Annotated in this window: 11 protein-coding genes, 1 tRNA gene and 1 pseudogene; 7 read left to right on the forward strand and 6 right to left on the reverse strand. The window is 71.0% G+C overall.

Annotated elements, in window-relative coordinates:
• Positions 1–46 precede the first annotated feature (46 nt).
• Positions 47–1,939, reverse strand: a complete 1,893-nt coding sequence (locus ADK65_RS10285) for a potassium channel family protein (RefSeq protein WP_053669656.1) — start codon at positions 1,937–1,939, stop codon at positions 47–49.
• Positions 1,940–2,121: 182 nt separating this feature from the next.
• Between ADK65_RS10285 and ADK65_RS10290 the strand changes: the two genes are divergently transcribed.
• The 6 genes from ADK65_RS10290 to ADK65_RS10315 all read left to right on the forward strand — a co-directional run bounded on the left by ADK65_RS10290 (position 2,122) and on the right by ADK65_RS10315 (position 8,209).
• Positions 2,122–3,210 (forward strand): permease, encoded by a 1,089-nt coding sequence (locus ADK65_RS10290; RefSeq protein WP_078955903.1) that lies wholly within the window; start codon positions 2,122–2,124, stop codon positions 3,208–3,210.
• Complete coding sequence (locus ADK65_RS10295; RefSeq protein ID WP_053669658.1) at positions 3,207–3,914, forward strand: TIGR03943 family putative permease subunit; 708 nt, start codon at positions 3,207–3,209, stop codon at positions 3,912–3,914. Before ADK65_RS10290 ends, ADK65_RS10295 begins: the two co-directional genes overlap by 4 nt.
• Positions 3,915–3,978: 64 nt before the next feature.
• Positions 3,979–4,389 carry a hypothetical protein gene (locus tag ADK65_RS10300; protein ID WP_053669659.1) on the forward strand — a complete coding sequence of 137 codons (411 nt, stop codon included), beginning with the start codon at positions 3,979–3,981 and terminating at the stop codon, positions 4,387–4,389.
• A 61-nt stretch (positions 4,390–4,450) separates the two neighbouring features.
• The gene (locus ADK65_RS10305; RefSeq protein ID WP_053669660.1) at positions 4,451–5,566 is read left to right on the forward strand and encodes an ArsR/SmtB family transcription factor; all 1,116 of its coding nucleotides are present in this window, start codon (positions 4,451–4,453) and stop codon (positions 5,564–5,566) included.
• A gap of 52 nt (positions 5,567–5,618) precedes the next feature.
• Positions 5,619–6,887, forward strand: coding sequence for an MFS transporter (locus tag ADK65_RS10310; RefSeq protein WP_053669661.1), 1,269 nt, complete (start codon positions 5,619–5,621; stop codon positions 6,885–6,887).
• Positions 6,888–6,991: 104 nt separating this feature from the next.
• Positions 6,992–8,209 (forward strand): MFS transporter, encoded by a 1,218-nt coding sequence (locus ADK65_RS10315; RefSeq protein WP_159038757.1) that lies wholly within the window; start codon positions 6,992–6,994, stop codon positions 8,207–8,209.
• 1,335 nt (positions 8,210–9,544) lie between these two features.
• On the opposite strand, the gene ADK65_RS10320 is transcribed toward ADK65_RS10315, so the two are convergent.
• A complete protein-coding gene (locus tag ADK65_RS10320) occupies positions 9,545–9,754 on the reverse strand; it encodes a hypothetical protein (RefSeq protein ID WP_053669768.1) in 210 nt (69 codons plus the stop codon).
• Positions 9,755–9,768: 14 nt separating this feature from the next.
• Positions 9,769–10,254 carry an NUDIX domain-containing protein gene (locus ADK65_RS10325; protein WP_053669663.1) on the reverse strand — a complete coding sequence of 162 codons (486 nt, stop codon included), beginning with the start codon at positions 10,252–10,254 and terminating at the stop codon, positions 9,769–9,771.
• 43 nt (positions 10,255–10,297) lie between these two features.
• Here ADK65_RS10325 and ADK65_RS36980 point away from each other — a divergent pair.
• Positions 10,298–10,631, forward strand: a pseudogene (locus ADK65_RS36980) (site-specific integrase); the annotation flags it as partial.
• 77 nt (positions 10,632–10,708) lie between these two features.
• Here ADK65_RS36980 and ADK65_RS10330 read toward each other — a convergent pair.
• From ADK65_RS10330 to ADK65_RS10340, 3 genes are all read right to left on the reverse strand, one after another.
• Positions 10,709–10,782: transfer RNA gene (locus ADK65_RS10330), tRNA-Pro, on the reverse strand.
• Positions 10,783–10,829: 47 nt separating this feature from the next.
• Complete coding sequence (locus ADK65_RS10335; RefSeq protein ID WP_053669664.1) at positions 10,830–11,600, reverse strand: Pr6Pr family membrane protein; 771 nt, start codon at positions 11,598–11,600, stop codon at positions 10,830–10,832.
• A gap of 117 nt (positions 11,601–11,717) precedes the next feature.
• Positions 11,718–12,656: a metallophosphoesterase gene (locus ADK65_RS10340; protein WP_053669665.1), complete on the reverse strand. Its 939-nt coding sequence runs from the start codon at positions 12,654–12,656 to the stop codon at positions 11,718–11,720.
• Between the last annotated feature and the right edge of the window lie 69 nt (positions 12,657–12,725).

Consider the following 12,725-nt stretch of genomic DNA (forward strand, 5'->3'; position numbering starts at 1 on the left):
GCCGAGCGTGCGGTTCCCCGCGCCCCTCGGGGCGCGGGGCGCCCCGTCACGCCCCCGACCGCTCCCGCCGTCTGCGTCCCAGCAGTTCCGCGAGCCCCCGCCGCGTCGCCGCCAGTACCACCCGGTCCCCGGGCCCCAGCACATACGCGGGAGGCAGGTCCCACACCAGACCCGACGCCCGCATCCGCTCCTCGCCCGACGGGTCGGCCTCTCCCCGACGGCCGCCGGGGGGTGACGTGTTGAGTGCCAGCACCCGCCAGGCCCCGGCCCGGAACGCCTCGCCGACGGTCCGCCCCTCCAGCTGCGGATGCCCGGCCACCTCCACCTCCGCGAACAGCAGCACCCGCCGCTCCACCGGGATCGCCCCCAGGATCTGCCGCCCCATCATCGCCCCGGCGAACGCGGGCGCGGCCAGATGCGACACACTCCGGCTCCGCGTCAGGGCGAACGGGTGCGCGGCCCGCAGCGTCCGGTACACGGCCGTCGCGAAGTCGTCGTCGTACAGCCGCAGCACGACCCGCAGGTCGGGCCGTACGGACCGCGCGTACAGCGACGCCTCCAGGTTCGTCGTGTCCGCGCTGGTCAGGGCCAGCAGGGCATGGGCGCGGTGGATCTTCGCGGCCTCCAGCACGCCCTCCTGCGTGACGTCGCCGAGCACCACCGGTACCCGCAGCCGCCGTGCCGTGGCCAGCCCCCGCGCGTCCGGATCGGACTCCACGCACACCACGGGGATGTTCAGTTCGCGCAGCCGCGTCAGCACACGCGTCCCGATCTTGCCGAGCCCGAGCAGCACCACGTGCCCGCCGAGGCCCCGGGGCGGCTTGCGCAGCGCGGACGCGCTGCGGAACGTGCCGAGCGCTTCCAGCACCGCGGCCAGCAGCACCGGCAGCAACAGCAACCCCACCAGACCGGACAGAAGTTGCAGCACCTGCCGTGCGGTCGACTCGTGGAACGCGGGATCGTTGATGCCGAACAGATCGAGCAGCGTCACGTACGTGGCGTAGAGCGGATGCTCGTCGGTCACGATCATCAACGCGACGGCGAGCGCCAGCACACAGCCCACCAGCCCGGCCAGCGACCACCGCAGCCGCCGCGAGAACAGCGAGGCGAACGGCGGCACACCGCCCCGGCCCGCCGGCAGAGAGGGCCCCGAGTACGACACCTGCTCCAGGACGACGGTCCCGCGCCCGGTCGCCGACGCCACCGCCGCCTCGTCCGGCAGCAGGTGCGGCCCGTGCTCCCCGCTGCCCTCGGAACCGTCCGCGCCGGCCGGGTCGTTGCTCGTCGCGGACAGCAGCGCCAGGGTGCACAGCCCCGGGTCTGCCACCTCGCCCGGCCGCGGCGGCTGCCGTTCCACCGCCCGCAGCACCAGTCCCTCCGTCTGGACGACCTTGCTGGTGCCGACGAGAGCGGTGGCGGCCAGCGCGGGCGCGGCCGTGTCGGCGTCGGACAGCACGGTCGTCGACGCGTCGAGGCCCGCCCCCTGGCCGTCCCCCGCGGCGACGGCGGCGGTCTGGTCCAGCAGTTCCTCGATGTGCTGCCCCAACCGCCGGTTGTAGAGCCGCAGTACGAGGCGGATGCGCGGGTTGAGCCGGCGGGCCGTGAGCGCGGCGCGGATGTTGGTCTCGTCGTCGTCGAAGACCAGCGCCAGCGCCGCCGCCCGGTCGGCGCCCACCTCGGTGAGCACCGCCTCGGTGATCTCCGGTGCCTCCACGACCTGTTCGGTAGCCGCCGGTTCGCCGCTCGCGCCGGTCCGGTTGGCGGCCGCGTTCACGACCCGGTCCAGCAGCGCGGCCGAGACGGCCCGGGCCCGTCCGACCACGGGCTGCCGCACCCGTCGGCCCGAGGGCGGCACGACCAGCGTGACCTGCTCGGCGTAGACGCCGCGGAGTTCGGCGGCCAGCCGGTGCGCGAGACCGTCGTCACCGCACACGATCATGTGTGTGGCCGGATCACTCGGCTGACCTTGGTTCGGAACACTCCCCACGGGGAGAAGACTGCCTCACCGTGACGGCCGGTTCCAGAAGGGGCCGGTGCGACGTGAACGCCCGGCCGTCGCCGCCCGTACGCAGGGGGAGGGAATGGGGAATGCCCTCGCGCACCACCGGAGGTACCGGGCCCGTGGCCATCACGAACAGAGCCCCGCAGGACAGCGATGAGCGCGGCGACGCCGGAGAGGACCGGGGCACGGGGACGGGCCCGGGCAAGGAGGCAGACCCGGGCGCGGAGACAGCCCGGACGGACCCGGGCCCGCAGGAGGACCGGCAGCTCAACTCCCCCCTCCTGCTGACGCTTCTGCTGCTCACGGCGGTGATGTTCCAGGACCCGATCCGCGGCGCCCTGGCCGCTCCCGTGATGCAGAGCTGGATGACCGTGTTCGTCGCGGTCATGGTCCAGGCACTGCCGTTCCTGGTGCTCGGGGTGCTGCTGTCGGCGGCCATCGCGGTGTTCGTGCCGCCGTCGTTCTTCGCCCGGGCCCTGCCGAAGCACCCGGCCCTCGCGGTGCCGGTCGCGGGGGCGGCGGGCGCGGTGCTGCCGGGCTGCGAGTGCGCGTCCGTGCCGGTGGCCGGCGCCCTGGTCCGCCGCGGGGTCACCCCGGCGGCGGCCCTGGCCTTCCTCCTGTCGGCGCCCGCCATCAACCCGATCGTGCTGACGGCGACGGCCGTGGCGTTCCCCGGCAACCCGGAGATGGTCCTGGCCCGCTTCGTCGCGAGCCTGCTGGTGGCCTGCTCGATGGGCTGGCTCTGGCACCGTCTCGGCCGCACGGACTGGATCCGCCCCCCGGCCCGCGCCTCGCACGAGGGGCAGGGCAGGGGAGCGGCCTTCTGGGGCTCGGTCCGCCACGACGTGACGCACGCGGGCGGCTTCCTGGTGATCGGCGCGATGGCCGCGGCCACCCTGAAGGCGGTGGTCCCCGCGCAGTGGCTGAGCCTCGCGGCCGGCCACCCCGTGCTGTCGGTCCTGGTCCTCGCGGCCCTGGCCGTCCTGCTCTCCATCTGCTCGGAGGCGGACGCGTTCGTGGCGGCGTCCCTGACCCAGTTCTCCCTGACGGCCCGTCTGACGTTCCTGGTCGTCGGCCCGATGATCGACCTGAAGCTCTTCGCGATGCAGGCGGGCACCTTCGGCCGCGCCTTCGCCCTGCGCTTCGCGCCCGCGACCTTCGCCCTGGCCGTCGTCGTGTCGGCCCTGACCGGAACGGTCCTGCTGTGAACCGCCTGGCCCAGACGGCCCTCCTCTTCCTGCTCGGCGCGACCCTCCTGCACGCCGGCACCACCGACCTCTACCTGCGCTACGTCAAGGAGGGCCTGCGTCCCCTGGTCCTCCTGTCGGGCGCGGTCCTGATCATCACGGCGGCGGCCACCCTCTGGTACGACCGCCGGGCCACCCCCACCCACGGCCACCACCGCGAACCCCGCGTCTCCTGGCTCCTCACGCTCCCGGTCCTCGCGCTGATCCTGGTCGCCCCGCCGGCCCTGGGCTCCTACAGCGCGGCACACACCGGTACGGCCCTGACGAAACCCTTCGGCTTCCCGGCCCTCCCCACCGGCGACGCACCACTGCGTCTGGCCGTGGCGGACTACGCCGGCCGCGCGGTCTACGACGACGGCCGCGCCCTCCACGGCCGCGAGCTGAAGATCACCGGCTTCGTCAGCCTGGACCGCGAGGGCGCCCCCTACCTGGTCCGCATGGGCCTCAACTGCTGCGCCGCCGACGCCCAGCCGGTCAAGATCGCCCTGACGGGCAACACCCCGCCGGTCCTCAGGCCGGACACCTGGCTGGAGATCACCGGCACCTACACCCCCCGCCGCACCAAGGACCCGGTCAACAACGGCCCCATCCCCTACCTCCGGGTGACGACCGCGAGGCCGGTCCCCACCCCGCACGACCCGTACGACGAGACCTGGAACTCCTGAACTACGGTGTGGAGCAGTCCTTTTGGGGTACTCGGAGGAGACCGCTGATCAGCGAGGGGTAGGCATGACCACACTCCGATACGGGCGCACGGCGGACCTCGGCCGACCGCTTCCGCCCGAGGCGGCCCGCGAGGAACTCGCGAAGGCCGACCACCGGGCAGGCCTGACCCTGGCCACCCTGGGCGCCGCCCTGGCCGCCCTCCTCACCGCGATCACCGCCGGCGTCATCACGCCCGCCCAGTACGCGGCGATCCCCCAGCTCCTGCTCTGGACCGGGTGCGCGGCCTGCGCCCCGTCCCTGGTCCTGCTGAGCCTGGCGAGGACGCCCCACCCCGCCCCGGCCGCCGACACCCCGCCGCAGCTCCTGACCCGGACCACCCGCGTCAAGCACCGCCGGATACGGCACGCGATGACGTGGGGGGCGGCGTTCCTCGCCCTGACCCTCGCGGGGACGCTGGCCGGGGCACTCTCCTAGGAGCTGTCCGCGGCGCGGCGCGGCTGCCGTGGTGGACGCCGTACGGCAAGGATGACGGGTCATGACGATCGTGTTCCGGGTCCCTGCCGGCGGTGCGGAGCGGGTGGGATTCGCCTACTCGCCGACGATGGAAGCCGTACTGAGTCTCCATGTGCTGGTGGAGCCCAAGCACCACCCCGTCCAGCACGGCTGGGTGCGTGCGATGCGCAAGCTGTCCCCGCCGCTGAAGCGGGAGATCGAGGCGTTCTCCTACGCGGTGCGCTCGTACTTCCCCGAGTTCCTCTTTCCGCAGCCCACCGGCCGACTGACGGACTTCGAGGACGAACTGGCCGGCTTGCGCGGAGCGGATCCGGAACTGGCCCGCCTGGAGTTCGCCGTCCCCCTCCTCACGCCCTGGCCGGGCAGCGGCGAGGGCAGGGATCCGCAGGTGCTGGACGAACCGGAGGTGCGCCGCCTGTTGCGGGAGCGCCTCGCGCGGGAAAGCGACGAGGCGATGGCCGCGATGCTCCTCGACGACCCCCGCGCGCTGCTCGAACGGTTCCTGAGCATGCTGGAGCGCTACTGGCGGGAGGCGTTCGAGGAGGAATGGGCACGGCTCGAACCCGAACTCGCCGCCGGCGTCAGCGAGGCCGGACACCAGATCGAGCAGCGCGGTCTGTACGGGATGCTCCGTGGCCTGTGGCCGGAGGTGCGCAGCGACCGGCAGGCCGAACGCTTCTGGCTGGAGCGACCGCACGACCACGAGGTCGCCATCGGCCCGGACGACACACTCGTGCTCGCCCCCAGCGCCTATGTGTGGCCGCACGTACGGGTCAACTGCGACGGTCCGTGGCCCCTCGGGCTCGTCTTCCCCGTCTCCTCGATCGTCCGGGAAGCCCGCCCGAGGATTCCACCGACCAGGCTCGTCGGCACACTCCGCGCGCTCGCCGACGACACCCGGCTGCGCGCCCTGCGACTGCTCGCCGAACGCCCGCGCAGCACCCAGGAGCTGGCCCCACTCGTCGGCGTCAGCGAAGCCGCCCTGTCCAAGCACCTGCGGGTGCTGGCGGACGCGGGCCTGCTGGAGCGCCGCCGCGAGGGCTACTACGTCCTGTACCGGCTCGCGCCCGGACAGGTGGCGGACCTGACCCCCAGCCTGGAAAGCTTCCTGCACGACGACGGCGAGGCGACTGATTAGCCATCTGCCTAATAAGTGGATCAGGCCCACGACGGAACCCGACAGTGGCCGCATGTCACTGCTGAAGGACCGCAACTTCCTGCTTCTCTTCGCCGGCCAGGGCATCTCCCGCTTCGGCGACGGCCTGTACACCGCCGCGACCGCCTGGCTGGCCTGGTCACTGACGAAGGACCCCGCGGCCGTCGCCCTGGTCAGCGTCTCCGCGTTCGCGCCCGCGTTCGTGGCCACCTTCGTCGCCGCTTCGTACGCCGACCGCCGCGACCGCCGGAAGCTGATGATCGCCACCGACCTGGCCCGGGTCGCCGTGGTGGCCGTGGCTTCGGTCCTGTTCTCCCTCGACCTGCTGAACCTGCCCCTGCTCGTCGTGACCACGGCGCTGCTGGCGCTGATCGGCGCCCCGTTCGCCCCGGCCCGCAACGCGATGGTCCCGCAGATCGTGCCGGACGGCCGCCTCCAGCAGGCCAACGGACTGCTGCAAGTCGCCTTCCGGGCCGCCTTCTTCGTCGGCCCGCTGATGCTCGCGCCGTTGCTGGCCTTCGGCTCGCTGCAGTCGGTGCTGGTGGTGAACGGACTCACCTTCCTGGGGTCGGCGGCCGCCGTGGCCGCGATCCGCGTGACCCGCCCCGCCCCGGCCGGCGGTCGGACGGGGCTGTGGTCCGATCTCGGCGCCGGGCTCAGGGCCGTGCGGGCCGCTCCCGATGTGCTGGTGGTCATCGTGACCTTCGTGCTCGCCCTCGCCCTGACCAACGGTTTCCTGACCGTCGGGCTGGTCGCGGTCGTGGGGCAGGGCGGCCAGTACGGTCTGCTGCTGGGCGTCGCCGGGGTCGCCGAAGTGGTGGGCGCCCTGCTCCTGGCCGGCCTGCGCATCCGCAGACTCGCACTGGCCGCCGTGCTGGCGTGGGCCCTGCTCGGGATCTTCCGGGCTCCACTGGGAACGGTCACCTCCCATGCTGTGGCGGCCGTTCTCCTGACCGCCACGGGGCTGGCCTCGGCCCTCACGGACATTCCCTTGATCGCGCTGGTGCAGCGGCGCATACCGAGCCATCATCTGGCGAAGGCGCTCGGCCTGTGGGAGGCCGGGGTGGCAGGAGCCCTGGCGGTCTCCCCCTTTGTGGCCTCGACCGCCATCACCCTCGCCGGAGTCGAGAACGCCTTCCTGCTCTCGGGGGCCGCCGTTGTCGTCCTGGCCGTGACCGCCACGCTCGCCCTCGCATGCGTCGGCGCCCGGCAGGCCGGTCAGGAGCCCTTCGTCACGGCCGACGGCACGGCAAGCGTCGCGGCGCCGGAAGAGACAGCGGTGATCACGGTCGAACCGGAATGACTGCGCGGATCAGTCCTGAGCAATGATGGGGACCGGGTCTCGGACTGAGGCGATGATCAGCGGTTCCTCACGCAACTTCCCTTCGTGACGCAAGAGGTGTGTACGTGTTCTCTGCCTACAGGCGGCTGTTCTCCGAACCCGGAATTCGCCCCCTCATGGCCGTGGGGCTGCTGGCGAAAATGCCGGGCCTCGGGATCTCCTCGGTCCTCATCCTGCACGTGGTGGGAAACATGGACCGCGGCTTCGGTGCGGGCGCTCTGGTGGCCGCGTTCTGGACGGCCGGCGCGGGATTGGGAGCCCCTCTGCAGGGCCGTGGTCTCGACCGCTACGGTCTGCGCAAGGTCTTCGCTCTGCTGGTGATCGCCCAGTCGCTGTTCTGGGGGCTGGCCCACTTCCTGCCGTTCCACGCCCTGGTGGCCACGGCGTTCATCGGAGGCCTGACCACACTGCCGGCCTTCACGGTCATCCGCCTGGCCCTGGCCGACATGGTCACCGAGGAGAACCGGCACACCGCCTACGCGGTCGAGGCGATCACCACCGACGTCGCCTACATGGCGGGCCCGTCCTTCGGCATCCTGCTCACCTCCCTGGCGTCGCCCACGGTGGCGTTCCTGACCATGGGCACGCTGCTGTTCGCCGCAGGCGGGGCGTACCTGCTGCTCGACCCGCCCCTCAAGGCGGCCCGTCCTGCCGAGGACGGCCGCAAGCCCCGGCAGCGCGGCTGGCTGACCGCGCGGATGGTGTGCGCGCTGAGCATCACCGTCGCGACCTCGATCGCGGTGATCGGCTTCGAAGTCGCCGCCATCGGCACCCTGCAGAAGTCCGGTCAGCTGCAGTGGAGCTGGCTGCTGCTGGTGGCCGCAGGCCTCGCTTCGGTGGCAGGCGGCTTCCTCTACGGAGGCCTGCGCCGCCCGCCGTCGGCGTTCGCGATCGGCGCGCTCCTCGGCGTGTGCTGCATCCCGATCGGGCTCGCGACCGAGTGGTACTGGCTGTGCGTGCTCGCCGTCCCCGCCAACCTCCTCGTGGCGCCCGCCCTGTCGGCCAGCGCCGGCGCCGTGAGCCGGCTCGCGCCCGACGACAGCAAGGGCGTGGCCATGGGCACGTACGCCAGCGCGATCCTGGTCGGCAACGTGATCGGCTCGCCGCTGGCCGGCACGGTCCTCGACCACGGCGGCCCCGCCGCTTCCTTCGCCGCGTTCGGCACCACGGCCGCACTCACAGCGGCGCTGGCCTACCTCTGCGACCTGCGGCTGCGGAACAGGGAGGCCGACACCCCCGAGTCCCGCAACGAACACCCGGAGCCCTCGGGGGCCTTGCGCTGAACCTCGCGACCGCAGACGGCCGCTCGACGAACAGCATCCGCGTGAGGGAGCTGCGCGAACACGCAACTCGGTTTCCCGGCATCCGTGTCGAGCAAGCATGCCGGAGCCCTGATCGAGGCCGGCTACGTGGAGCAGCGCAAAGCCGTACGCGACACCCGGCAACGCATCCGGCTGCGCCTGGCCCCACCGCTCGGTGACAGGGCAGTGCTGCCAGGCTTCGGCGAGCTGGCCGTCCGGGGAGTCCTCGGTGAGCCGGCCGAGGGCGGTGTCGTAGTAGTCGGCGGCTGCCTGACGCCCCTGCCACCAGGCGTGACCCTCATAGACCCCGGGACGGGGCAGGGTCATCTCCCCAGCGGGCCCGTACTCGTCGGCCAAGGCCACCGACCAGCTTGTGCGCTTGTGAATAATGTTGCCTCACCTAAGTGATGCAACATTAGCTACAGTGGGTCTGTCCAAGAATCTGGACAGGCCCGCATCCGCCGTGAACGGATGAACGCGACGGGCCCGACCCGGTGGCCGCCGGATCAGGCCCTCGCGATGCAGTACATGAGCCCGGTCGTCTACCACTCGGCCGGGCTCACATGCATGAGCGGCCGCAACTCCCGGACCCACCTCTCATGGACAGCTACTGCATAAACTGCCCCACGCAGGCGATGATCGCCACAAGCAACCCCGCCAAGCCGATGCAGAGCTGCGCCTTATCGACGCTGGTCCACTTCCTGCGGGGCTTGCCCATGTCAGGGTTCACCGCCACCCCTCCCTTCCTCGCCCCGGCACCTCTCGACGGGTGCCGATGTCCCTCAACTCCCGCCCGCACGCGGCCAGTTCGTTGGAGGATCAGGTGGAGCGTGGCCAATGATAGACGCCCCCTTCTAGATTCCAAAGTTGCCAGGTCAGAGGCCCCTTCGGCGCGGATCCATCGCCTTAATCGGTAGCCAATTGGGCGCGAAATAGTCACCAACTTGGTTGCAGACTTAGATGGCAACTAAGTCTCCAACTAGCTTCACGGGTAGATGAACTCGATTAATGCTCGCGATTTACAACCCGTAACGCCAAGCCAGTAAGCAGGAAGCGGTAACTAGACTCCTTAACGCGCTGCGGTTAGCTGGCGAGTTAGCTTCATGAGATTTGGCGGAAGAGTAGATGGTCCGCTCGTTGCTAAGCGGTCGGCGGAGTGGCTGCCTAAGCCGTGGAGCCGACCGTCCCAGCCACAGAGAACTTCTCCCACTCCATGCCCGCAGCTCGCCAGCGCGCCGCAGAGGCGGCGCGCGCCCGCGCCGTGCGCGGGCCATGTGAAGGAGCGAAACTCTTACTGCGGTGCAGTTGAGCGCGCGGTTACAGGGCGAACGGCTTGTAGGACAGGGCTCGGTCGACGACCTTCTCCGCCGTCAGGTGAGGGCCGTTGTCCCAGAAGACGTAATCGCTGATGTGTGGGCAGCCAAGCCCACGTACGAGCACTGTGAGGATGTCGTCGGCTTCGGCCTCGTCGGCGTATTCGGCGGTCATGAGTCGCTGGACGAGGTGGATCGCTTCCGCTCGACTCATGTTGCGGGGAGTGGTCACGCTGCCTCGGTGCCGGGTGTCTGGCCGTGCTCCAAGTAGACCGGCGAAGCCGTGTCCCGTGCCGCTGTCGCTGCGATGACGCGTCGGGCCAATCGCGGGATGGTGTGCTCCGAGATCTGGTCTGGAGTGAAGAAGGCGAACTTTTTCAGCTCCTCGGGCTGCAAGCTGATCCGGGCCAGATCGTCCTGGCCGAGCTGGCCGCCGTCGAACAGGAACAGCACCTTGTCGCCCTCAGCCTCGTTCGGAGCCCAGTCGACCGCGAGCAGACGTCCAAGGGGTGGGGTGATGCCCAGTTCCTCCTGGATCTCGCGGACGGCCGTATGCAGGGGCGACTCGCCGGCCTCGACGTACCCGCCGGGGATCTCCCAGTGGTCCTTGTACGTGGGTTCCACCAAGAGAACCCGCCCTGCGGCATCGAAGAAGAGCGCACCCGCTGCCATGCGCGGATGCGCCATCTTCGCTTCCTGTGCGTTCAGTGCCATGCCGCCGAGAGTAGACAGCTCTTATGACATGCAGCCCGTACGCCAGGTTCGCCAGGTGCGGCGCAGCCTGGCGCGTCGCGTGGAAGGCCTGTGGCAGCAGTTCGAGGACCAGGGCTCGGAGCGGCTCGCCGCCGGCGACAACTGGGAGCAACACGAGCTGAGGATCAACGCCGACGAGTGGACGCCCCGGGGCGCTCCGGCACAGGTTCGTGCCTCTGCTGTCCGACCGTGGCGTCCCGCTGGAGGAGATCTCCCGGCTCGTCGGGCACTCCGGCACAGCCGTGACCGAGGAGGTGTACCGGAAGCAGATCCGGCCCGTGATCCAGACCGGCGCCGTGGTCATGGACGGCATCTTTGAGCGGGCCTCGGAGCGGTAGTCACGCAGACAGACACGCAAAACGAATCAGACCCACCTAGGAACGTTCCTAGGTGGGTCTGACCTTGTACTTCACTGTCGGGGTGGCGGGATTTGAACCCACGACCTCTTCGTCCCGAACGAAGCGCGCTGCCAAGCTGCGCTACACCCCGATGTCGCTGCTGTCGCGGCGACGACGTTTACTTTAGCCCACCGGTGGCTAGAGACGAAATCCGGTTTTGCCGCGGTGGCGGATGGGGTTCGGGCGGGCGTGGTCGAGGGCCACGAGGAGGACGGCCAGGGCGTAGAAGGAGAGGCCCAGGAGGAGCGCGTTGCCGAGGACCCGCTTGAAGCCGTCCTGGCCGACGTCGAGGAACGGGTAGAGGTAGCGGTCGGGGGTGCCCGGGAGGAGCAGCTCGCCCCGGGTGAGGCAGAAGGCCAGGTAGGCCATCGGGTAGAGGAGCCAGGTGCTGGCCTGGCGGAGGTGCAGGCGGCCGGGGGACGTGAGCAGGAGCCAGTCCAGTACCGCGGCGATCGGGGTCACCGTGTGCAGGGTCGCATGAGAGACGGCCTGCCAGCCCGTCGGTGTGGCGGCCTCGCCCGTGAGGGAGAACGGGCTCGCCTCGTTCGCCAGGAGCAGGTGGTGCACCAACGCCGCGATCACGACGTAGAGCAGCGTCGCGCCCATGACGGCGCCCGGCAGAGGACGGCCGGCCGTCCACGCGCGGCGGGCCGACAGGATCATGACCAGGGCCAACAGCAGATTGCTCTGGATCACGAAGTAGCTCAGGACCCGGGCCGGCTCGCCGAGGAGCAGTTCCAGTGCCACGCCCCCTGCCGCCGCGAGGGCGATCGACAGGCGGAAGGCCGCGGCAGCGGGGCGGCGGACCGGGGTGACGACGGCCGTGGCGGGCACGGGAGCGGGTTTCAGCGCCGGCGGGGACGGTATCGCTGGGAGGTCCGGGATGTCCCGGGGTATCGGGGCGGTCATGCCCCCACGCTGACAGAAGCGGACATAGGGGGCGATGTGGGCGGGGCTGTGCGGGTTACGCCCACCCGGGACGGGGCCGCCCCCGTCCCGTCACCTCCCCCTGCCGGCCTCAGCTCCTCACGGCCTCACGGCCTCGCGCCCCACCAGCGTCAGCAGCGTCGCCTCCGGCGGGCAGGCGAACCGTACCGGGGTGTAGCGGTTCGTACCGCAGCCAGCCGATACGTGCAGGTAAGACGTGTGGCCCTCCGCCGTGTGCGTGGACAGGCCCTTCACCCGCTCCGTGTCCAGGTCGCAGTTGGTGACCAGGGCGCCGTAGAAGGGGATGCACAGCTGGCCGCCATGGGTGTGGCCGGCCAGGATCAGGGGGTAGGCGTCGGCTGTGAAAGCGTCCAGGCTGCGCAGGTAGGGGGCGTGGACCACGCCCATCGAGAAGTCGGCCGACTCGGACGGGCCGCCCGCCACCTGCGCGTAGCGGTCCCGCTTGATGTGCGGGTCGTCCAGGCCCGTGAGCTCCACCGAACCGCCCTGGAGCTTGAGCTCGCCGCGCGTGTTGGTCAGGTTGAGCCAGCCCGCCGCGTCGAAACCGTCCCGCAGGTCCTCCCACGGGTTGTGCACCACGCCCTCGGCCGGCGCGTTGCCGTTGAGCCCGTGGCGGCCCTGGGCCTTCTCGAGCAGGTAGCGGGCGGGGTTGCGCAGCTTGGGGCCGTAGTAGTCGTTGGACCCGAAGACGTACGCGCCGGGGAACTCCATCAGGGGGCCGAGGGCGTCCAGGACCTCCGGAACGCCCTCCGGGTCGGAGAGGTTGTCGCCGGTGTTGATCACGAAGTCGGGGCGCAGGCCCGCCAGGGACCGCAACCAGCGCTGCTTCTTGCGCTGGCCGCCGACCATGTGGATGTCGGAGACCTGGAGCACGCGCAGGGGGCGCATTCCCGGGGGCAGGACCGGGACGGTGACCCGGCGGAGGCGGAAGGAGCGGGCCTCGAAGCCCGCCGCGTACACCAGACCGGCGGCGCCAGCCGCCGCGATTCCCAGGGGGACTCCGTATCGCGCGCGCATACGGCCATCGTGTCAGACCCCGGCCGCGGTCCGTGCCGGGTGGTGCCCGAAATCCCCTGATCGCACCGG

Source organism: Streptomyces sp. NRRL B-1140 (assembly GCF_001280065.1).
In the GTDB taxonomy this organism is placed as follows: Bacteria; Actinomycetota; Actinomycetes; order Streptomycetales; family Streptomycetaceae; genus Streptomyces.